We start from the raw sequence: 20,688 nt of genomic DNA on the forward strand, positions 1-20,688 counted from the left end.
AGGCCGTCCGCGGTGGACGAATCCGAGGCGGGCGTATTCGGGCTGGGCGTGCCTGGGGGCGGTGTGCCCGGAGTGGGTGCCTTCGGGGCGGGTGCTTCCGGGGCGAGCGTTTCCGAGGTGGTGGCCTTCGAGGTGGTGGCCTTCGGAGGGGTCGGCTTCGGGGTGGGGGCTGGTGGCATCTCGGGTCCTCGGGGAGGGAGGGGTGTGTCGGGGGCGTCGAGGTGAGTATACCGATCTGTATAGTTCGAGGGGTGATGGTAGACCGATCGGTTTAGACGGAGAGTGGGTGAGTGGTGTGGGGCTGCTGGTCTCGGCCGGGTTCGTGGTGTGCTGGAGTTCCGGGTTCATCGGGGCGAAGCTGGGGGCGGGGAGCGCGGCGGCGGTCACCGTACTGATGTGGCGCTTCCTGCCGCTGGCCCTCGTGCTGCTCGCGGTGGCGGCCGTCGCCGCCCGGAAACCGTGGCGTGGGCTCACGGCTCGGGACGTGGCACGGCAGGCGGTGATCGGAGCGCTGTCGCAGAGCGGGTACCTGCTCACCGTCTACTACGCGATCCAGCTAGGCGTCAGCAGCGGTACCACCGCTCTGATCGACGGCACCCAGCCGCTGGTGGCAGGCGCGCTCGCCGGGCCGTTGCTGCGTCAGTACGTGACGGGCCGGCAGTGGGTCGGCCTGTGCCTGGGCCTGGGCGGGGTCCTCATCGTCACCACGGCCGACGCGGGAGCCGGGGGCAAGGCGGCGGGCTGGGCCTACGCGGTGCCGTTCCTCGGGATGTTCGCGCTGGTGGCAGCCACCTTCCTGGAGAGCCGTGCCCGTACACGGGTCGCTCCGGTGGTGTCGCTGACCGTCCACTGCGCCACCAGCGCCGTGATCTTCTCCGGGCTCGCGCTGGCCACGGGGGCCGCGACGCCGCCCGCCGACGCCGCCTTCTGGCTGGCGATCGGCTGGCTCGTCGTGCTGTCCACACTCGGCGGGTACGGGCTGTACTGGCTGATCCTCCGGCGTTCCGGCGTCACCAAGGTCAACACACTCATGTTCCTCATGGCGCCGGTGACCGCTCTGTGGGGTGCCGTGATGCTCGGGGAGCCGTTCAGCCCGCAGACCGCCGTCGGGCTGGGTGTGGGGCTGGCGGCGGTCGTGGTGGTGCAGTGGGGGAGTGGGAGGCGGCATCGGAGGGGTTCGGGAGGCGGCGGCGGGCATCAGGGGAGCGGCGGGCGTGGGGTGGGGGTCAGTAGGGGAGGGCTCGTCGGGTGATGCGGATGCCGCGGCGGGCCAGGTAGGTGAGGGGGTTGATGTCGGAACCGTAGTGGCGGGTCTTGCGGACTTCGAAGTGGAGGTGGGGGCCGGTGGTGCGGCCGGTGGCGCCGCTGTAGCCGATGCGGGTGCCTGCCCGTACACGTTGGCCGACGCGGGCGGTGATGCGGGAGAGGTGGCCGAACAGGGTGTAGTAGCCGTCGGTCATGTGGATGGTGACGGCCAGGCCGTAGTCGCCCGAGCGTTTGGCCAGGACGACGGTGCCGGATCCGACGGAGGAGACCGGGGTGCCGGTGCGGACGGCGAAGTCCACGCCGGTGTGGTGGCCGGCGGCCCAGTTTCCCTTGACGCCGTAGGGCGAGCTGACGCGGGCGTTGACGGCGATCGGGCGGGTCCACGAGCCTGCGGGCACGGCCGGGACCGCCTCGGTCACGGCCAGGCTGAGGACGGTGCCGAGGGCCGCGGGGACCACGCCGTGCAGCAGGAGTCGTCTGCGGAGCCAGTTCATAGTTGCGAGGACACGCCCTGGGAGGGGTCGACGCATCCGGAAACACGCGGAGGGCGCCCGAACGGCGCAGAGGTTCCCCGTACCGGGTGGTAACAGGAGTGCGTGCGGGTGGACGGGGAATCAGGGCGCGCGGGTGGTGCTTTCGCGGAGTTCGAGGTGCGGCAGCTCGGCCTGGAGGCGGCGGGTGGGTGCGCCGTCGAGGAGGGACAGCAGCTCCTGGGCGGCCAGGCGGCCGAACCCCGCGGTGTCGCGTACGAGTGAGGTCAGACGCGGGTGGGTCACCCGGCACAGGGGCGAGTCGTCCCAGGCGACGATGGACAGGGCGCCGGGTACGGGGACACCGTGTCCGGCGGCCACGGCGGCTCCGGCCACGGCCATCACGTCGTTGTCGTAGACGATCGCGGTGGGCGGATGCGGGGCGGCCAGCAGGCGGCGGGTGGCTTCGGCGCCCTGTTCGTCGGAGTAGTCCGTGCAGACGGAGCGGACGTCGGCGGCGTCCAGGCCGAGGCGGGCCGCCTCGGCGCGCAGGGCGGCGACCCTGCGTTCGGTGTGGGCGAGGCCGGGCAGGCCGGCGATGTGCACGATGCGGCGGTGGCCGAGCGCGTGGAGGTGGTCGATGATCGAGCGCATCGCGGCGGCGTCGTCGGCCCAGATGGTGGAGAGGGGAGCCGTGGCGGGTGGCGGCCCGGCCTCCGCCCCCGCCTGTGTGTCGCCGATGACGACGGTCGGCAGGGTCAGGGAGGCGAGGAGGGCCGGGCGGGGGTCCTCGGTGCGGGGGTCGACGACCAGGACGCCGTCCACGCGGCGTTCGGCCCACCAGCGGCGGTAGGTCGCGCACTCGGCGTCCAGGTCCTCGACGACCTGGAAGAGGAGGGCGACGCGCCGGGCGGCGAGGGCCTCCTGGATGCCGGAGACCAACTGGAGGAAGAAGGACTCGACGCCGAGGGTACGGGCGGGGCGGGCGAGGACCAGGCCGACGCAGCCGGAGCGTTCGCCGGACAGGGCGCGGGCGGCGCTGTTGGGCTGCCAGCCGAGTTCCTCGGCGACCTCGCGGATGCGGGCGCGGGTGCCGGGGGAGACGCCGTCGCGGTCGTTGAGGGCGAAGGAGACGGCCGAGGGGGAGACGCCGGCGCGTTCGGCGATGTCCTTCATGGTCGGGCGGCGGCGCGGGGGAGCTGTGGGGATGCGGGGGGCGTCGCCCGCGGCCCGGGGGCCGGTGGTCATCTCGTCGGTCAGCTCCTCCGGTCGGCCCGGTCTCCGTGGTGCGGTGATCTGAGTGACCCGTTGCTGCTAAACCGCATTAGGTCGTCGGGCTAAAGCGCATTAGGTGATTCAGGATCACGGTGCGGGCGCGGGAAGTCAACCGTTGTACGGGAAGGCGGCAGGAGGCTGGACGGGAGCGAACTCATCGGTGTCGTTACGGAATTGAGATGGCGGGTTCGGCAAGCGGTGGCTTTAGCGCATCAGTGCAGGTGGAGCTTGGGGATGTGGCGGAAAGGGGCGGGGGTGGGCGTGGAAGGGCGCGGGGTGAAAGGGAGCGGTGGCGGCGGAAGTTGGGGGCTGTGCATTGACGGGAGGGAAAGCGGACGACAACGTTGGCACCGCCATCCGGCGGCGCGGCCGGTCGTGTGCCGGTCCGTGCGTGGCTCTTCGCTGTTTCCTCGCGGTTCCCCGAAGCGGGAGCGCTCCCTCACGGGGACGTGCCTCCCGGGCAGAAGCGTTTCCCCGACGCAGGAGTGACCATGACGCGCAGGCACTTGGATCCCGTACGTAACGCAAGCAGCGCCCACAGCGCGAGCAGCGCACACAGCGCAAGCAACAAGCGCCCCGGCCGCCCCCGGCTGGTCGTTGCCACCACCCTCACAGCCGCTCTGATGTCGGCCACGGCCGCCTGTGGTGTCGGCGGGGCCGAGGGCTCGTCGGCCGCCGAGGGGCAGCCGAAGCGGACCGGCAAGGTCGCCGGGGAGATCACCTTCCGTACGCTCCAGTTGAAGCCGACCTTCACCACGTACGTGCAGGGCGTCATCGACGCGTTCGAGAAGAAGTACCCGGACGTGAAGGTGACCTGGGAAGACGTGCCGGGTGACGGCTACAACGAGAAACTTGTCGCCGATGCGCAGGCCGGCGGGCTGCCGGACGTGGTCAACCTGAACACCGACTCGTTCCAGTTGCTCGGCGACCGGGGGATGCTCGCGGACGTCGCCCGGCTGGATCCGAAGATCGCACGGGAATACGTACCGGGCGCCTGGGAGCAGTACAAGCTGCCGGGCAAGGGGGACGGCGTGTACGCGTATCCCTGGTACGTGACGCCCGAGATCCTCACGTACAACAAGGAACTCTTCGCCGAGGCCGGGCTCGACGTGAACAAGCCGCCCACCACGGTCGAACAGTTCTTCGGCCAGGCGGAGCGGATCGCGCAGGCGGCGAACGGCCGGTACAGCGCGTTCATGGCGGACCCGAAGGGGCGGCTGCCCGGTGACTGGCAGAAGATGGGCGTGCCGATCCTGAACAAGGAGAAGGACGCGTTCGTCTTCGACACGCCCAAGGCCGTCGAGTGGGTGCAGCGGATGAAGAAGCTGTACGCGATGGGGGCGATGCCGAAGGAGTCGCTGACCAAGGCCGACGACCTCGCCCAGCTCTACGGGGCGGGGAAGCTGGTGTTCGGGCCCGGGTCACCGGGGATCCTCAAGGACGTCAAGCGCAACTCCCCGTCGGCGTACGCGGACACGCAGGTGGCGCCGGCCGTCACCGGGACGCTCCAGCACATCGGCATCTACACGCAGTCGCTGGGCGTACGGAAGGACACCGAGCACCCGGACGCGGCGGCGGAGTTCGCGAAGTGGGTGACCAACGGGCCGAACCAGGTGGCGTTCTCGAAGCAGGTGACCATCTACCCGTCGAACGCCAAGGGCCTCGCCGACCCGTACTTCGCCGACCGCGGCGACGGCAAGGATCCCGAGACGCTGGCGCGCGCCATCGGTGCCGAGGAGCTGAAGGCGGCCCGGCTGGACGCGAACACCCCCGTGGAGTGGACCACCCAGGTCGGTGACGCGGTGGTGCGGGAGATGCAGAAGGGGATCAAGGGGGAAGAGGAGCCCGCCGCGGCGGTCAAGAACGCGCAGGAAGCGGCCAACAAGATCCTCGAACAGCAGCAGAAGCAGCACAAGCAGAAGCGGCAGTGACCGGAGATGGCATCCGGCACGACACGCACGCCTCACATGACGATCACCCCGGGCCCGACCTCGGTCCCGGCCGCGCCCACCCCCGGTTCCGCCCGGCGCAGCCGCAGAGCTCTCGGCACGGACACCGGCCTGGTGCACCGTCGCTGGTGGACGCCGTACCTCTTCCTGCTGCCGGGCCTGGTCATGGTGGTGCTGTTCAGCCTCTGGCCGTTCGTCAACACCGTCATCCTGTCGCTCACCGACGCGCAGATCCTGCGCGGCGGCCGGTTCGTGGGCCTGGAGAACTACGGGCGGGCGCTCGACGACCCCGACTTCTGGACGGCGACCCTCAACAGCGTCGTCTACCTGGCCGTCGTCGTGCCGTGCCTGGTGCTGCTGCCGCTGGCGCTGGCCGTCCTCGTGCAGCGGAAGGTGCCCGGCATCGGCTTCTTCCGTTCCGCCTTCTACACGCCGGTCATCGCGTCGGCCGTCGTCGTCGGGCTGATCTGGCAGTGGGTGCTGCGCAGTGACGGACTGGTCAACACCGTGTTCGAAAAGCTGCACCTGATCTCCGGGCCGATCCCGTTTCTGACCGACTCCACGATGCTGCTGGTCTCCGCCATGATCGTCACGATCTGGAAGGGCCTGGGCTACTACATGGTCTTCTACCTCGCGGCGCTGGGGAACGTGCCGGCGTCGCTGTACGAGGCCGCCGCCCTCGACGGCGCCGGCGCCGTCCGCCGCTTCCTCAGCATCACCATCCCCAGCGTGAAACCGATGATGCTGCTGGTCGGGACGTTGTCGGCGATCTCCGCACTGCGGGTGTTCACCGAGATCTACATCCTCGGCGGAGAGAGCGGCGGCCCCGGCGGCGGGGCCCGGACCCTGCCGTTCCTCATCCGGCAGGTCGGGCTGGGCTTCGCGGGCGAGACCGGTTACGCGGCGGCCGTGTCGATCCTGCTGTTCCTGCTGACGCTGGCGTTCAGCCTGCTGGGGCACCGGCTGTCGAAGGGAGACGAGAGGTGACCGCTCTGTCCTCGTCAGGTGCGCGTCGGGTCCGGCGCGCCCAGGTCGCGGGCCGCGGCCGCAAGGCACCCCGCAGACGCAGAGCGCCCCTCGGCCGCAAGGCGATTCTCGGTCTCTCCGGCCGCTATCTGACGTTGTGCCTGATGCTGGTGGTGATGCTGGGGCCCATCGTCTGGCAGTTCCTGACGTCGCTGAAAGGGCGCGGGGAGGACGTGTACGGGGGCGTGCTGCCCAGCCGGCCGACCCTGGACAACTACGTACGGGTCGCCGAGTCCTTCCCGCTGCTGCACTACGTGGGCAATACGCTGATCGTCGCGGCGCTGGCCGTCACCTCCAACTGCGTGTTCGCCGCGATGGGCGGCTACGCGCTGTCGCGCGCCGGGTGGCGCGGGCGGCGGGTCGTCTTCACGGTGCTGGTCGCGACGCTGATGTTCCCCTTCGAGTCCGTGATGATCTCGATGTTCCTCACGGTGCGTTCGATGGGGCTGGTGGACACGCTCGTCGGCGTCTGGCTCCCCGGCGCGGTCTCCGTGCTGAACCTGATGATCATGCGGGCCGCCTTCCTCGCCGTACCGAAGGAGGTGGAGGAGGCCGCGGTCCTGGACGGGGCCGACGAGTGGCAGCGCTTCACGAAGGTGTTCGTACCGGCCGCGAAGGGCGCGCTGGCGGTGGTCTGCCTGACCAGCTTCATGGGCGCCTGGGACGACTTCCTGTGGCCGCTGATCGTGCTGACCAACAGCGATCACTACACCCTGCAACTCGGACTGAAGTCGCTGGCCGGAGCCACCACGGTCAACGACCAACGGCTGATCGCGGCAGGCGCCATGGCCGCGCTGATCCCGATGATGGCGCTCTTCTTCGCCCTCCAGCGGTTCTTCTTCAAGGGCGTGGGCGAGGGGGCGCTGAAGACGTGAAGGGAAGCGATGTGACGTCGTCCGCCGGCCGCGCGCCCCGTATGGGCGCCAACTACACGCCCAGCCAGGGCTGGTTCCACCACTGGCTGGATTTCGACCTCGACGCCGTACGCCGCGACCTGGCCGCCCTCGCGGCGCTCGGCCTGGACCACGTCCGGGTCTTCGCCCTCTGGCCGGTCTTCCAGCCGAACCGTTCCCTCATCCGCCCGCGCGCCGTCGGACAACTGGGTCAACTGGTGGACGCCGCCGCGGAGAGCGGCCTGGACGTCGCCGTGGACGCCCTCCAGGGCCACCTGTCCAGCTTCGACTTCGTACCGTCCTGGCTGCGCACCTGGCACCGGCGCAACATGTTCACCGACCCGGAGGCGATCGACGGCGCGGCCCGTTACCTGGAAACCCTCGCGACATCCCTGGCCGGCCGTCCCAACTTCCTGGGTATGACGCTGGGAAACGAGATCAACCAGTTCTCGGGGCCGCCGCACCCGGACCCCGACCCGTGCACGTACGAGGAGGCCGGGCAGTGGCTGACCCGGCTGCTGGACGTGTGCGAGCGGGCCGCGCCGGGACGGCTGCACACCCACGCCGAGTACGACGCGGTGTGGTTCCAGGACGGCCACCCCTTCACCCCCGCCCAGGCCGCACGCCTCGGCCGGGCCACCACCCTCCACTCCTGGGTCTTCAACGGCACGGCCCAGCGGCACGGTCACGACGGGACCGCGACGGTACGGCTGGCCGAGTACTTGATCCAGGTGGCCACGGCCTGGGCCGACGGCCCGGCGCGCCCGGTCTGGCTCCAGGAGGTCGGCGCCCCCGCCCCGCTCGTACCGCCCGAACACGCCGCCGCGTTCGCCACCGCCACCCTCGACAACGCCCTGACCTGCGAGGAGCTGTCCGGCATCACGTGGTGGTGCTCGCACGACGTGTCCCGCGAGCTGGCGGACTTCCCTGAGCTGGAGTACGGGCTCGGGCTGCTCACCTCGGACGGCGCGGTCAAACCGGCCGGGCGCGCGGTCGCCGAAGCGGCGGCCCGGCTGCGCGCGGAGCCGCCGCGGCCGGTACGCCGCACCACCGCGCTCGTCCTGGACGCGGGAGACACCGGCACGGCGCCGCACCGGTCGGTGTGCGCGCCGGGCGGGCCCTTCTTCGAGGCGTGGGTACGGCTGGCCGGCCAGGGCGTACGGGCGGGAGCCGTCCTGGCGGACCGGGCGCGGGACGCCGCGTACCTGGCGGGACGGGGGATCACGGAGGTGGTGTGGCCCTCGGACGTGAAGTGACGGAGCGGAGCAGTACGGGCGCGGACATGACCGGAGAGCGGGACGAGCGGTGGAGGACGCAATGGACGCACGACGGGATGCGGGGCGGGGCAAGGGCTCTGAGCAGGGGCCGTCCCGGCGCAAGCTGGTCGCCGGGGCCGCGGCGGCGGGTCTGGCGCTGCCGCTGACCTCCGGGAGCGCGGGAGCGGCCGTACGGGCGGACGCCTCCAGAGGGGCTGTACGGGCGGACGCCTCCGCAGCGGCGGGACGGGAACAGACCCCGAAGGCGGCAGGTTTCCTCCAGCCGTACGCCTCCTACTGGTTCCCCGACAGCTTCCCCGAGGGCCGCGAGCCCGACCCGGGCGCGGTCTGGCGCAGCCTGAAGAGCTGGCGTCCGCAGGACGACGCGGACCTGCCGTACAACGTCGCGACCGTGCCCTTGGCCAAACGTTTCGCGCCGGTGCCCGCCAACCTCACCGCCCGCACCGACCAGGCCCGTGTCTCGGCGCTCGTCTCCTTCGCGGGGACGGCCCGGAACCCTTCCCAGGGCAGCCCGAAAGCGGACTACTACGCCCTCAGCCACTGGGCCTACCTGGACGAACTGGTCTTCTGGGGCGGCTCGTCGGGCGAGGGCGTCATCCTCGCCCCCAACGCCCCGGTCACCGACGCCGCGCACCGCAACGGCGTGCCCGTGCTGGGCAACGTCTTCCTCCCGCCCACCGCGTACGGCGGCGAGCTGACCTGGACGCGCGAGCTGGTCCAGCAGGACGCGCTCGGCCGTTTCCCGCTGGCGGACAAGCTGATCCAGGTGGCCCGTACGTACGGCTTCGACGGCTGGTTCCTCAACGGTGAGACCGACGGCGGCGACCCCGCGCTGGCCCGGCAGTTCGCCGACTTCGTGCGGGCGCTGCGCAAGGGCGCGCCCGAACTGCGCATCACCTGGTACGACGCGTTCAACGCGGACGGCCGGGTCGGCTGGCAGGGCGCGCTGAACGACAAGAACGCGATGTTCTTCCAGCGCGGGGCCGAGAAGCTGTCCGACACGCTGTTCGTGGACTTCCGGTGGAGCGCGTCCCGGCTGGCGTCGTCGGCCGCGTACGCCCGGCGGCTGGGACGTTCGCCGTACGAGCTGTGGGCCGGTGTCGACGTCGAGGCCAGCGGCTGGGACTCGCGCGTGAACTGGGACGCCTTCGTGCCGGAGGGCCGTGACCACGTGGTGTCGTACGGGCTCTACCGGCCGGAGTGGACGCGGCGCTCCGGCGAGGCGCCCGGAGCGTTCCACGCGCGCGACGACCAGTTCTGGGGCGGGCGGAACACCGACCCGTCGGCGCCCGCCGGGCCGGGCTCCTGGCGCCCGGCCGCCCGTACGGTCGCGGACCGCTCGACCGTCACGTCCGTACCGTTCGCCTCCGCCTTCAACACCGGTCACGGGACGGCCTGGTACGAGGACGGGGTGCGGACCGGTGAGGCCGAGTGGAACCACCTCGGCCTTCAGGACCGGCTGCCCGGGCGGCGGTGGGCGCTGTGGGCGGACGGCGGTGGAACGTTCCGGCGGCCCGCGGTCGGCTTCGACTTCGGGGCGGCGTGGCGCGGCGGCAGCAGCCTGCTCGTGGACGGCACGCTCGACCGTCCCGTGACGCTGGAGCTGTACCGCACGCGGCTGCCCCTGCGCGCCGGCACCGTCCTGGAGATCACCCACCGGGCCGACGAGGGCTCGGCGGCGGTCACCGTGGAGGCGGCCGTGGCGTACGCGGAGCCCGCGAAGGCCGGCGGGCGGCCGCAGTTCCGCCGGATGCCGGCCCGGACCGTCCGGGCCGCGGACGGCTGGGTCACCTCCACCGTACGGATCGGGGACGGGCCCGGCCGTACCGCGTACGCGCTCGGTGTGCGGCTGGGGGCGCCCGGCGGCGCGCCCGTGCGCTGGCGGCTGGGCGCCCTCGCGGTACGGGACGGTGAACCGGCCGCGCACACGCCCGCGCCACCGGGCGCCGTGAAGATCGCCGCAGCACGCGTCACGGGTGACGGCACGGCCGAACTGCGGCTCACCTGGCAGCCGTCGGCCAAGGGCGTGCCCGTACGGCACTCGGCCAAGGGCGTGCCCGTAAGGCACTACGAAGTGCACCAAACCCTCCCGGACGGAAAGCGCCGCTTCCTTGGCGGGACCTGCGGCACGGCCTTCTATCTGCCCGCACTGCGGCGGACGGACGGCGAGCCGGGAACCCGGCTGGAGGTGCGGGCGGTCGGCGAGCTGTACGGCTCGTCGGCGGCCGCCACGGCCGTATTCACCTGGTAAGCCACTCGCCCGAGGGGCAGAAACTCCGCAGGACGCGTACCACCGCACACCCACCCCCACCCGCCACACACCCACCGGAGCACCCTCATGCACGACGACCGCAGCATCGTGGAACACCGTCTACGCCGTGTCCTGAACGACCGCATCGTGCCCGCCGTCCGCAGCCGGTCCGTGCCGCTGACGGTCGAGCGCTGGGAGGCGCCGGGCGAGCCGGTGCCGCCGGCCGAGGGACTGGCCGCCACCTACGAACCGACGAAGACCGGGGAGGGGTGGGGGCCCGCCTGGGGCACCACCTGGTTCCGGGTCACCGGGCAGGTCCCGGCGGAGTGGGCCGGACGCACCGTCGAAGCCGTACTGGACCTCGGCTTCGACGCGAACATGCCCGGCTTCCAGTGCGAGGGCCTGGTCTACCGGGCGGACGGCGAGGCGGTGAAGGGCCTGAACCCGCGCAACGACTGGGTGCGCATCGCCGAGGCCGCCACCGGCGACGAGGCGGTCGAGCTGTACGTGGAGGCGGCCTCCAACCCCGTCCTGGCGGACCACCGGCCCACCTACGAGGGCGACCGGCTCACCGCGAGCCACGCGCCGCTGTACCGGCTGCGGCGGATGGACCTCGTCGTCTTCGAGACCGAGGTCTGGGAACTCGTCCAGGATCTGGAGGTGCTGGGCAGCCTGATGCGGGAGCTGGACGTGGCCGACGCGCGCCGCCACGGCATCCTGCGCGCCGTCGAGCGGGCCCTGGACGCCGTCGACCTGAAGGACATCCCCGGCACCGCCGCGCGGGCGCGCGAGCAGCTCACGGACGTCCTCGCGTCCCCGGCCCACGCCTCGGCGCACCGCGTCAGCGCGGTCGGCCACGCGCACATCGACTCCGCCTGGCTGTGGCCGCTGCGCGAGACGGTACGCAAGGTGGCCCGTACGTCCTCGAACATGGTCAACCTGATGGACGAGCACCCCGAGTTCGTCTTCGCCATGTCGCAGGCACAGCAGCTCGCCTGGATCAAGGAGCACCGGCCCGAGGTGTTCGCCAGGGTCAAGGCGAAGATCGAGGCGGGGCAGTTCGTGCCGGTCGGCGGCATGTGGGTGGAGTCGGACACCAACATGGTCGGCGGCGAGGCGATGGCCCGGCAGTTCCTGTACGGGAAGAAGTTCTTCCTCGACGAGTTCGGGATCGAGACGAAGGAGGTGTGGCTGCCGGACTCCTTCGGCTACACGGCGGCCATGCCGCAGCTCGTGAAGCTGTCCGGCTCGACGTGGTTCCTGACGCAGAAGATCTCCTGGAGCCAGGTCAACAAGTTCCCGCACCACACCTTCTGGTGGGAGGGCATCGACGGCACCCGCGTCTTCACCCACTTCCCGCCCGTCGACACCTACAACTCCGACCTCGGCGGCAAGGAGATGGCACACGCGGCCCGCAACTACCGTGAGAAGGGCCGGGGTAAGCGGTCGCTGGCGCCCTTCGGGTGGGGTGACGGCGGTGGCGGCGCCACCCGCGAGATGCTGGCCCGCGCGGCCCGGCTGCGGGATCTGGAGGGCTCGCCGCGGGTCGAGATCGAGCGGCCCGACGCGTTCTTCGAGAAGGCGCACGCGGAGTACCCGGACGCGCCGGTGTGGGCGGGCGAGCTGTACCTGGAGCTGCACCGCGGCACGTACACCTCGCAGGCCAAGACCAAGCAGGGCAACCGGCACAGTGAGTCCCTGCTGCGCGAGGCCGAGCTGTGGGCCGCCACCGCCGCCGTGCGGGTGCCGGGCCACGCGTACACCTACCCGTACGAGGACCTGGAGCGGATCTGGAAGACGGTGCTGCTGCACCAGTTCCACGACATCCTGCCCGGCTCGTCGATCGCCTGGGTGCACCGGGAGGCCCGCGACACGTACGCGCGGGTGCGCGAGGAGCTGACCGGGATCGTCCGCGCCGCGCAGACCGCGCTGGCCGGGCCCGGCACCCGGGAGATCGTCTTCAACGCGGCACCGCACGCGCGCGGCGGCGTTCCGGCGGGCGGCGCGCAGCCCGCACCCGGACAGGCGCCCGGCCGGAGCGGTGCGCCCGCCTCCGTACGCCCGGTGACCGTCGAGCCGCTGACCGTGGACGGCCGGGCCACCGGCGGCCACCGCCTCGCCAACGGCCGGCTGCGGATCGAGATCGACGCGCGCGGGCTGGTCGTGTCGGCATATGACATCGAGGCCGGACGGGAGGCCGTGGCACCGGGCGCGGCGGCCAACCTCCTCCAGATCCACCCGGACTTCCCCAACATGTGGGACGCCTGGGACGTGGACGAGTTCTACCGGCACAACGTCACCGACCTGGTGTCCGTGGACGAGCTGACGGTCGACGCGGCCGGCCCGCACGAGGTACGGGTCAAGGTCGCCCGGTCCTTCGGGCACGGCTCCACCGTCGTGCAGACCCTGACCCTGCGCTCCGGCGCCAAGGTCCTGGAGATCGACACCGAGGTGGACTGGCGGGAGACCGAGACGTTCCTCAAGGCCGCCTTCCCGCTGGACGTGAAGGCCGACCGGTCCGCCTCCGAGACCCAGTTCGGGCACGTCTTCCGCGCCACCCACACCAACACGTCCTGGGAGGCCGCCAAGTTCGAGATCTGCGCGCACCGCTGGATCCAGGTCGAGGAACCGGGCTGGGGCGCGGCCCTGGTCAACGACTCCACGTACGGGCACGACGTCACCCGCGACATCCGTCCGGACGGCGGCCAGACCACGACCGTACGGCTGTCCGTGCTGCGGGCGCCCCGCTACCCGGACCCGGAGACCGACCAGGGCCGGCACCGCCTGCGGTACGCGCTCGCGCCCGGCGCGACGGTCGGCGACGCGGTACGGGAGGGGCACCGGATCAACCTGCCCGAACGCACGGTGCGGGGTGGCGGGCCGGTCGAGCCGCTGGTCGCGGTCGACAACGACGCGGTGGTGGCGGAGGCCGTGAAGCTGGCCGAGGACCGCAGCGGCGACGTCGTGGTCCGGCTGTACGAGTCGCACGGCGGCCGGGCCTCGGCGACGCTCACGGCCGGGTTCCCGGTGGCGGGTGCCGTGGAGACGGATCTGCTGGAGCGGGAGACGGCCGGTTCGGCCGTCGGTGAGGTACGGGACGGACAGGTGGCGCTCACGCTGCGGCCGTTCCAGATCGTGACCGTACGGCTGTCGCGCGCGGCGGGCTGACAAGAAGGCGGGGCGGCCGGAGTCCTGCGGGCCCGGCTGCCCCGTCCCCCTCACCCCCCGTTCTCCACCGCCTTCAGCACCTCACCCGCGCCGTCCTCCGCCGCCATGCGCCGTGCGATCCCGGTGGCGGCAGCGCGGTGGGCGGGCTCCCGTACGGCGCGCGCGACGGCCTCCGCCAAGAGGTCCGGTGCGCCTTCCTCCTCCGCCAGCGCGCGGAACGGCACCGGACCGGTACCGGCGCCCACCGCCGCCAGCCGGGCGGCCCAGAACGGCTGGTCGGCGGTGACCGGTACCGGCACGGCCGGGACCCCGGCCCGCAGTGCGGCGGCCGTCGTGCCCGCGCCCGCGTGGTGCACGACGGCCGCCGTACGCGGGAAGAGGAGGGCGTGCGGCACCTCGCCGACGGTCAGGACGTCGTCGCCGGTCTCCGGGCCGGCCAGGCCCGCCCAGCCGGACTGGAGCACGCCGCGCACCCTGGCGCGGCGGAGGGCGGCGACGACGTTCGCCGTCAGCCGCGCGGCCGTGCCGTCGTCCCCCGCCCCCGCCGCCATGCTGCCGAAGCCGACGAAGACGGGCGGCGGGCCCGCCGCGAGGAAGTCCTCCAGCGCGGGTGGGAGGGCGGCGTCGGGTGCGGTGTACGGCCACCAGTTGCCGACCAGTTCCAGGCCGGGGCGCCAGTCCGTGGGCCGGGGGACGAGTACGGGGCTGACGCCGTGCAGCACCGTACGGCGGTCCGCGTCCCGGCGGCGGCGCAGCGCGCCCGTCGAAACGGGCGGCAGGCCCAGCCGGGCCCGTAGCTCCCGTACCCCGTCCGCGTACAGGCGGTCCACCACCCGCAGGGAGAGACGGCCGGCGGCGCGGTTGCCCCGGCGGCCCAGCGAGCGGGTACCCGCGACCACGGGCGGGAAGTCGCCGGTGGGCGCGTTCGGCTGGAGGGGCAGGTCGAGGAACGGGATGTCCATCGCCTCGGCGGCGTGCCGGCCGAGCGGGGCGGTGGTCGCGGACAGGAGCAGCAGGTCGGCGCCCTGGGCGGCGGCATCGGCGAGGCCGGGGCCGAGCTCCCGGGTGAAGGCGGCGGCCCGGCGCATCAGCTCCCGCTTCCCGCCGGAAGCCCCGTTCCGTTCCCTTCGGGGGTCGGCGGGCAGCGCCCGGAACTCCAGCCCGGCGGCGCGTACGAGCGGCGCGTACGAGGCGTCGGCGGCCAGCGCGACGGTGTGCCCGGCCTCCTGGAGGCGGGCGCCGAGGCCGGTGTACGGGGCGACGTCGCCGTACGAACCGGCCGCCGTGACGAGGATCTGCATGACGGCTCCGGGGAGAAGGGCGGGAGGGTTTCGGGCGGGACGGCTGCGGGCGGGAGCGTTCCGGGCGGGGCGGGAGCGGGGCCTTGGCGTACCGCGTTGGCGTGCACCGCCGCCCGCAGGTACGCGGCGAGGCCGGGACGCTGCTGGGACGGCGGTACGACGAGCGCGTAGGCCCGTGGGTCGGCCGTGAAGTCGTCGGCGATCCGGCAGTGCATGTCGGTGGGGCACGGGGTGAACCAGCGGGTGAGGTGGGCGCGGTGCTCCTCGGCCAGGTCCATGGCCCGCTCGCCGTCGGCGGGCTCCCCGGCATCGAAGGCGGCGAGCAGCCGGTGCCGCCACGCGCCGGCCTCGGCCATGATCCGCGCCCAGTCCTCCTTGGTGTGCGCGGCGGCCCGCGCCATGGACTGCTGGTGGCCCGCGCTGTGCTGCCACTTCAGGTGTGCCTCGGTGGCGTAACTGAGGTCGAAGGTGACCTCGCCGAAGACCTCGAAACGCTCCTCGGGCGTCAGCTCCACCCCCGTACGCTGCACCTCCATCGCCCGTTCGGCGACCTCGACCAGCCGTTGCAGCTCGGTGATCTGCTCCTTGAGCAGGCGGTGCCGGGCGCGCAGGTGGTCCAAGGCGTCGGCCTGCGGGTCCCGGAGGACGGCGGCGATCTCGTCGAGGCCGAAGCCGAGCTGCCGGTAGAAGAGGATCTGCTGGAGGCGGGCCAGGTCGGCGTCGTCGTAGCGGCGGTATCCGGCGGGACTGCGGGCGCTGGGGGAGAGCAGACCGGTCTTGTCGTAGTGGTGCAGGGTGCGGACCGTGATGCCCGCGAAGCCGGAGACCTGCCCGACCGAGTACGCCATGGAACCGCCTCTCGTGCCACGGCCCGCCGGGGGCCGCCGTACGGCCCGTGCCGTACGGGCACAGACTGCGGCCTGACGTGGGGGGAGGGTCAAGCGGGGGCCGGTCGTCCGGACGGAGCCGGTCCCGGCGGCTCCCGCGAGCCACCGCTGGACCGCACACCATCGTCCGACCGCACACCACCGACCGAGCTCACTCCACCGATGGACCCCTGTTACACGGCCGTGGGACTGCCGTGAAACGGGCTGCTTAGCGTGAGGGCAATCTGGGCGGACACGGTTACCTTTGTCGTAAAAGCCCACAAGTCCAGTCCATGGCTCCTCACGGCGCCCCGACGGCACTCCGGTGCCACCCCGAAGCCCCCCCAGCCGACCGAGGGACACGTGCGCTCACTCACCGCGACCGCCTGCGTCGCCGCGATGTCCGCGGCCGCGCTGCTGCTGTCCGGCTGCTCCGACCCGCGCGGCCTGCGGGTGGCGGGCCCCGCAGTGTCGCCCTCACCGCCGGCCGGTCCGGCCGAGGTCACCGAACCCGTTTACGTCTCCGACGCGGCACGCCGCCCGTTGCAGCGCCCCGCCTCCTTCGTGCTCACCGACTCGGTGAGCCTGACCGGCCTGCACTGGACGTCCTGGGGCGACGCGACCGCCAAGGCCACCGGAGGACTCAGCGGCGCCTGGTGCCGTCCCGCGTGCGGGGAACAGCCGTACCCGGTCGAGGTGACGCTCAGCGGCCTGCTCAAGCAGGACGGGCCGGACCGGCAGCACCGGCCGGCCTTCTATTCGAGCGCCACCCTCGTCTCCGACCGCCTGCCGCCGGAGAAGGCCGCCGAGCTGGGCAGGGTCAGCCTGCACACCCCGGAGTTCTAGGCCGCCATGGGGTTGCGCGCGAAGATCGGCATAGCGATCGCCGCCACGGCCGCCGTGGTCGCGGTCCTCATCGGCGTGCTCGTGCACAACCGGACCGTGGACGCGCAGTTCGACCTGGCGGCCGAATCGATCGACGGGCGGCTGCAGAGCCTGGTGCAGGACCGGGCGGCCGGTGTCGACACCGGCCGGGCGATCATCGACCCGCCCGACCTCCCCGGCCCGCTGAAGGACGCCGTCGCGCACGGCAAACGCGGCGTCTACCTGGAACCCGACGGCCCCAAGCCGCATCTCTGGGCCGCGACCGAGCTGGCCGGCGAGGTCATCGCGATCAAGCGCCCCTACGTACGGGAGCGGGAGACCCTGCGCAGCCTGGACCGCGTCCTGTGGCTGTCCGGCATCGCGGGCACCGCGCTGGGCTGCGTCGTCGGCCTGCTGGTCGCCCGCCGGCTGGGACGGCGGCTGACCTCCTCGGCGGTCACCGCGCAGCGGATCGCCGAGGGCGACCTGACCGCACGGCTGCCGCGCGGCGGCAAGGACGAGATAGCCCAGCTCACCACCGCGGTCAACACCATGGCCGACGCGCTGGCCGCCCGCCTCCAGGCCGAACGCGACGTCACCGCGAACATCGCCCACGAACTGCGCACCCCCGTCGCCGGCCTGGTGGCGGCCGCCGGCCTGCTGCCGCCCTCGCGCCCCACCGAGCTGGTCCAGGACCGGGCCCAGCGGGTACGGGGGCTGATGGAGGACGTCCTGGAGGTCGCGCGGCTGGACGCGCGTACCGAGGAGGCCGACACGGAGCTGCGGCCGCTGGGCGAGCTGGCGCGGCGGACGGTGGCGGCGCTGGGCGAGGCCGCCGGGGCGGGTGTGGAGATACGGGTGCTCTCGGACGGGCTGGTGGAGACCGACCCGCGGCGGGTCGAGCGGATCCTCGTCAACCTGGTCGGCAACGCGCTGCGGCACGGCGCGGCCCCGGTGACCGTCGAGGTCGAGCGCGGCGTCCTGCGCGTCCGCGACAGCGGTCCGGGCTTCCCGGAGGCCCTGCTGGCCCACGGGCCGCAGCGCTTCCGTACGGGCGGCGGCTCGGACGGTCACGGGCTCGGCCTCGGGCTGACCATCGCGTCCGGACAGGCGCGGGTGCTGGGCGGGCGGCTGACGTTCGCCAACCCGGCGGGGGGGAGGGGCCGAGGCGACGCTGGACCTCGGCCGGTCGCTCGCCGACGACTGCGAAGGCTCCGGGGGCTCGTCCTCCGACGGCTCCTGACATGCGCAGCGGCCCGTCCGCACCAAGAGTGGTGTGAGACGCCCGCGTCCGGAGCAGGCGTACCGGTACCCCACCGTCGACCGCAGACCACTGGAGCCACCGCGATGGACGAGAACGTGCTCTTCATGGACCTCACCGACGCCGGGGAGGGCGCGGCGCGACGCGCCCTGGACGCGCTGCGCCACGAGGACGCCGAACACCGGATCACGCTGCGCGAGGCCACCGTGATCGCCCGGGACACCGACGGCACCGTCACCTTCCCCGAGAACGAGGACCACACCGGCACCGCGCGCGGCTTCGCCGTCGGCGGGCTGCTCGGCGGGCTCGTCGGACTGCTGGGCGGGCCGCTGGGCGCCGTGGTCGGCTTCGGTGCCGGCGGCCTGCTCGGCGGCGCGCGCGACGCACGACGGGCCAGCGCGGACAACGCGGCCGTGGACATGCTGGCGGCGGAGGTGCCGCCGGGCAGCACCGTCCTGGTCGCCGAGGTCTCGGAACCGGCCAGGGGCCCGGTCGACGCGGCGCTGGCCGGCATCGGCGAGGGCGTCGTCCGCTATCCGGCGGCCGAGGTGCGCACGTACGTGGAAGAGCTGATCGCGGGGAGCCGCTGAGGGGCGTACGAGCTGGGTGCCCGGACGCCACGCCCTACGAGCTGTGCGCCCGGACGCCCGCGCCGGTCGGCGCTCCGGCGTCGTCCCCCGGTGACACCAGGGACTTCGCCAGGCACCGGCTGTCCTCGTACATCCGGTACAGCCCGAACTTCGTCACCGGCCGGTAGCCGCACGACGCGTACAGCGCCAGCGCCTCGGGCTGCTTGATGCCCGTCTCCAGCACCATCCGGGTCCGGCCCGCGGCCCGCGCGTCCGCCTCCAGGGCCGCGAGGATGCGCCGGGCCAGACCGCGCCCGCGGGCCTCCGTGACCACGAACATCCGCTTGATCTCGGCGTCCCCGTCCGCGTAGCCCTCGGGGTTGGCGTCCTGGGCCCGCCAGCCGCCGGTGGCCAGCGGGCGCCCGTCCTCGTACGCGAGCAGGTACAGGCCGTTCGGCGGCCGGAACATCCCCGGGTCGAGCGGCGTGATGTCGCCCTCGTCGTCGTACCGCTGCGCGTACTCGCGCTGCACCAGCCGGTCGAGGTCGACGGCGTCGGGGTGGTCATAGGGGACGGGACGGATCTCCATCCGATGAATCGTACGGATGTCCGGCCGTTGGGGCGAGAGTGCCGGACGGGATACCGGCGCCCGCCCGGCGCGCCACCGACGCGTGCCTCTTCCGAAGTCCGCATCCCGTCCCCTCTACCGGACCCCGCCCCCGCCCTCCCGCCGCATACGGCGGTTCGGCGGAGCCAAAGCACCCGATGGGGGTGTGTCGGTACGGGATCGGACAATACGGGCCGGTGGCGGGGAACGGCTGCTGCGCCACTGACGCTGAACCGAAGGAGAAACCCATGCGTCTGCGTCCCGTTCTGGCCACCGCCGCCGCCGTACTCTCCCTGTCCGCAACCGGTCTGACCGGGGCTGCCGTGGCGGCGGCCCCGGCGGACCCCGCGCCGCCGGTCAGCTTCGGCAGCCAGCCGAACGACGACAGCGCCAACGGCGACAGCCGCGGCGAGCGGGATTACCCGGGCACCATCGGGTGGGGGCACAAGCCGTACCAGCTGCTCGGCGACCGCGACGGCAAGTACATCATCACGGCGGTGAACAAGACCGACACCGACCGGCTGCCGACCTGCTACCGCGACCTGTACGCGACCCCGGCCTCCTCGATCTGTCACTGACCGGAACGGCTCACCGTCGTGCCCGGCGCTCACCGCGCCGGGCACGCGCGCGCGTAGCGCCGAGTCGTTTCCGCCCCCTCGCGTCGCGTAGGCTGCGCTGCCGCCAGCGCGATGAGGGAGCAAGTAGTGCTAACTGTGACAACCGTCAACGTCAACGGCCTGCGCGCCGCGGCCAAGAAGGGCTTCCTTCCCTGGCTGGCGGAGACGGACGCCGACGTGATCTGCCTCCAGGAGGTGCGCGCCGAGCCGGACCAGTTGCCCGCCGAGGCCCGCGACCCCGAAGGCTGGCACACGGTGCACGCCCCCGCGGCCGCGAAGGGCCGGGCCGGTGTCTCCCTCTACTCGCGCCGCGCGCCCGAGCGCGTACAGATCGGATTCGGGTCGGCCGAGTTCGACACCAGCGGCCGGTACGTCGAGATCGACCTGCCCGGTGTGACGGTGGCCAGCCTCTACCTCCCCTCCGGCGAGGTGGGCACCGACCGGCAGGACGAGAAGGAACGGTTCATGGCCGAGTTCCTCCCGTACCTCGCCGCGCTGCGCGAGCGGGCCGCCGCGTCCGGCCGTGAGGTCCTGGTGTGCGGCGACTGGAACATCGCCCACCAGGAGGCCGACCTGAAGAACTGGAAGGCCAACCGCAAGAAGGCCGGCTTCCTCCCCGAGGAGCGCGCCTGGCTCACCCGCGTCCTCGCCGAGCACGAGGGCGGTTACGTGGACGTCGTCCGCGCCCTGCACCCGGACACCGAGGGCCCGTACTCCTGGTGGTCGTACCGGGGCCGCGCGTTCGACAATGACGCGGGGTGGCGCATCGACTACCTCATGAGCACGCCCGGCCTGGCGGCGCGCGCCGTGAAGGCGTTCGTGGAGCGGGCCGCCACCCACGACCAGCGCTGGAGCGACCACGCACCGGTCACGGCGGTCTTCGAGCGGTAAGAGCTTGTGGCGCGGCCCCCGCCGGGCGCCCGGCGGGGGCCGCCCCCCCCCCCCCCCGCGGGGCCGCCCCACCCCCCTTAGAGGGCATTCGCGGAGCCCAGCCGCCCCCCCGGGCGCCGCGCCGGCCAATAAAAACC

Annotated in this window: 15 protein-coding genes and 1 pseudogene; 11 read left to right on the top strand and 5 right to left on the bottom strand. The window is 72.9% G+C overall.

Annotated features, from left to right (window positions below; genetic code table 11):
* Positions 1 to 295 precede the first annotated feature (295 nt).
* Positions 296 to 1,252, top strand: a complete 957-nt coding sequence (locus AB0A97_RS16360) for a DMT family transporter (RefSeq protein WP_361150191.1) — start codon at positions 296 to 298, stop codon at positions 1,250 to 1,252.
* Here the strand turns inward: AB0A97_RS16360 and AB0A97_RS16365 are convergent.
* The gene (locus AB0A97_RS16365; protein WP_361149681.1) at positions 1,227 to 1,760 is read right to left on the bottom strand and encodes a M23 family metallopeptidase; all 534 of its coding nucleotides are present in this window, start codon (positions 1,758 to 1,760) and stop codon (positions 1,227 to 1,229) included. The two genes, AB0A97_RS16360 and AB0A97_RS16365, sit on opposite strands and share 26 nt — an antisense overlap.
* A gap of 120 nt (positions 1,761 to 1,880) precedes the next feature.
* A complete protein-coding gene (locus AB0A97_RS16370; protein ID WP_361149683.1) occupies positions 1,881 to 2,984 on the bottom strand; it encodes a LacI family DNA-binding transcriptional regulator in 1,104 nt (367 codons plus the stop codon).
* A 518-nt stretch (positions 2,985 to 3,502) separates the two neighbouring features.
* Between AB0A97_RS16370 and AB0A97_RS16375 the strand changes: the two genes are divergently transcribed.
* The 6 genes from AB0A97_RS16375 to AB0A97_RS16400 all read left to right on the top strand — a co-directional run bounded on the left by AB0A97_RS16375 (position 3,503) and on the right by AB0A97_RS16400 (position 13,575).
* Positions 3,503 to 4,942: a sugar ABC transporter substrate-binding protein gene (locus AB0A97_RS16375; RefSeq protein ID WP_361149686.1), complete on the top strand. Its 1,440-nt coding sequence runs from the start codon at positions 3,503 to 3,505 to the stop codon at positions 4,940 to 4,942.
* Between the two features lie 183 nt (positions 4,943 to 5,125).
* Complete coding sequence (locus AB0A97_RS16380) at positions 5,126 to 5,947, top strand: sugar ABC transporter permease (protein WP_361150193.1); 822 nt, start codon at positions 5,126 to 5,128, stop codon at positions 5,945 to 5,947.
* Positions 5,944 to 6,861, top strand: coding sequence for a carbohydrate ABC transporter permease (locus tag AB0A97_RS16385; protein ID WP_361149689.1), 918 nt, complete (start codon positions 5,944 to 5,946; stop codon positions 6,859 to 6,861). Before AB0A97_RS16380 ends, AB0A97_RS16385 begins: the two co-directional genes overlap by 4 nt.
* 41 nt (positions 6,862 to 6,902) lie before the next feature.
* Positions 6,903 to 8,135: a glycosyl hydrolase gene (locus AB0A97_RS16390; protein WP_361150195.1), complete on the top strand. Its 1,233-nt coding sequence runs from the start codon at positions 6,903 to 6,905 to the stop codon at positions 8,133 to 8,135.
* Between the two features lie 61 nt (positions 8,136 to 8,196).
* Positions 8,197 to 10,407, top strand: coding sequence for an endo-beta-N-acetylglucosaminidase (locus AB0A97_RS16395; RefSeq protein WP_361149691.1), 2,211 nt, complete (start codon positions 8,197 to 8,199; stop codon positions 10,405 to 10,407).
* Between the two features lie 87 nt (positions 10,408 to 10,494).
* Positions 10,495 to 13,575, top strand: coding sequence for a glycoside hydrolase family 38 C-terminal domain-containing protein (locus AB0A97_RS16400; protein WP_361149693.1), 3,081 nt, complete (start codon positions 10,495 to 10,497; stop codon positions 13,573 to 13,575).
* Positions 13,576 to 13,625: 50 nt separating this feature from the next.
* On the opposite strand, the gene AB0A97_RS16405 is transcribed toward AB0A97_RS16400, so the two are convergent.
* Both AB0A97_RS16405 and AB0A97_RS16410 read right to left on the bottom strand, forming a co-directional pair.
* The gene (locus AB0A97_RS16405; RefSeq protein WP_361149696.1) at positions 13,626 to 14,876 is read right to left on the bottom strand and encodes a glycosyltransferase; all 1,251 of its coding nucleotides are present in this window, start codon (positions 14,874 to 14,876) and stop codon (positions 13,626 to 13,628) included.
* 83 nt (positions 14,877 to 14,959) lie between these two features.
* Positions 14,960 to 15,724 (bottom strand): annotated as a pseudogene (locus tag AB0A97_RS16410) (MerR family transcriptional regulator); the annotation flags it as partial.
* Between the two features lie 381 nt (positions 15,725 to 16,105).
* Between AB0A97_RS16410 and AB0A97_RS16415 the strand changes: the two are divergent.
* Positions 16,106 to 16,588, top strand: a complete 483-nt coding sequence (locus AB0A97_RS16415; protein ID WP_361149699.1) for a hypothetical protein — start codon at positions 16,106 to 16,108, stop codon at positions 16,586 to 16,588.
* 6 nt (positions 16,589 to 16,594) lie between these two features.
* A complete protein-coding gene (locus AB0A97_RS16420; RefSeq protein WP_361149701.1) occupies positions 16,595 to 18,457 on the top strand; it encodes a HAMP domain-containing sensor histidine kinase in 1,863 nt (620 codons plus the stop codon).
* A gap of 34 nt (positions 18,458 to 18,491) precedes the next feature.
* Here AB0A97_RS16420 and AB0A97_RS16425 read toward each other — a convergent pair whose 3' ends face one another.
* The gene (locus tag AB0A97_RS16425; protein WP_361149704.1) at positions 18,492 to 19,025 is read right to left on the bottom strand and encodes a GNAT family N-acetyltransferase; all 534 of its coding nucleotides are present in this window, start codon (positions 19,023 to 19,025) and stop codon (positions 18,492 to 18,494) included.
* A 266-nt stretch (positions 19,026 to 19,291) separates the two neighbouring features.
* Here AB0A97_RS16425 and AB0A97_RS16430 point away from each other — a divergent pair, with 266 nt between their 5' ends.
* Entirely contained in the window at positions 19,292 to 19,621 is a 330-nt protein-coding gene (locus AB0A97_RS16430; protein WP_361149706.1) for a hypothetical protein, read from the top strand.
* A gap of 126 nt (positions 19,622 to 19,747) precedes the next feature.
* Positions 19,748 to 20,551, top strand: a complete 804-nt coding sequence (locus AB0A97_RS16435; RefSeq protein ID WP_361149709.1) for an exodeoxyribonuclease III — start codon at positions 19,748 to 19,750, stop codon at positions 20,549 to 20,551.
* The last annotated feature ends 137 nt before the right edge of the window (positions 20,552 to 20,688 follow it).

This window comes from Streptomyces sp. NPDC045470 (genome assembly GCF_040646595.1).
Taxonomy (GTDB): Bacteria; Actinomycetota; Actinomycetes; order Streptomycetales; family Streptomycetaceae; genus Streptomyces.

Excerpts from the sequence above, each read along its gene's own strand:
- AB0A97_RS16390 (WP_361150195.1), top strand. The coding sequence starts at position 6,903 with ATGGGCGCCAACTACACGCCCAGCCAGGGCTGGTTCCACCACTGGCTG.
- AB0A97_RS16400 (WP_361149693.1), top strand. The coding sequence starts at position 10,495 with ATGCACGACGACCGCAGCATCGTGGAACACCGTCTACGCCGTGTCCTG.
- AB0A97_RS16425 (WP_361149704.1), bottom strand. The coding sequence starts at position 19,025 with ATGGAGATCCGTCCCGTCCCCTATGACCACCCCGACGCCGTCGACCTC.
- AB0A97_RS16395 (WP_361149691.1), top strand. The coding sequence starts at position 8,197 with ATGGACGCACGACGGGATGCGGGGCGGGGCAAGGGCTCTGAGCAGGGG.
- AB0A97_RS16430 (WP_361149706.1), top strand. The coding sequence starts at position 19,292 with ATGCGTCTGCGTCCCGTTCTGGCCACCGCCGCCGCCGTACTCTCCCTG.
- AB0A97_RS16405 (WP_361149696.1), bottom strand. The coding sequence starts at position 14,876 with ATGCAGATCCTCGTCACGGCGGCCGGTTCGTACGGCGACGTCGCCCCG.
- AB0A97_RS16380 (WP_361150193.1), top strand. The coding sequence starts at position 5,126 with ATGGTGGTGCTGTTCAGCCTCTGGCCGTTCGTCAACACCGTCATCCTG.
- AB0A97_RS16375 (WP_361149686.1), top strand. The coding sequence starts at position 3,503 with ATGACGCGCAGGCACTTGGATCCCGTACGTAACGCAAGCAGCGCCCAC.
- AB0A97_RS16420 (WP_361149701.1), top strand. The coding sequence starts at position 16,595 with ATGGGGTTGCGCGCGAAGATCGGCATAGCGATCGCCGCCACGGCCGCC.
- AB0A97_RS16365 (WP_361149681.1), bottom strand. The coding sequence starts at position 1,760 with ATGAACTGGCTCCGCAGACGACTCCTGCTGCACGGCGTGGTCCCCGCG.
- AB0A97_RS16370 (WP_361149683.1), bottom strand. The coding sequence starts at position 2,984 with ATGACCACCGGCCCCCGGGCCGCGGGCGACGCCCCCCGCATCCCCACA.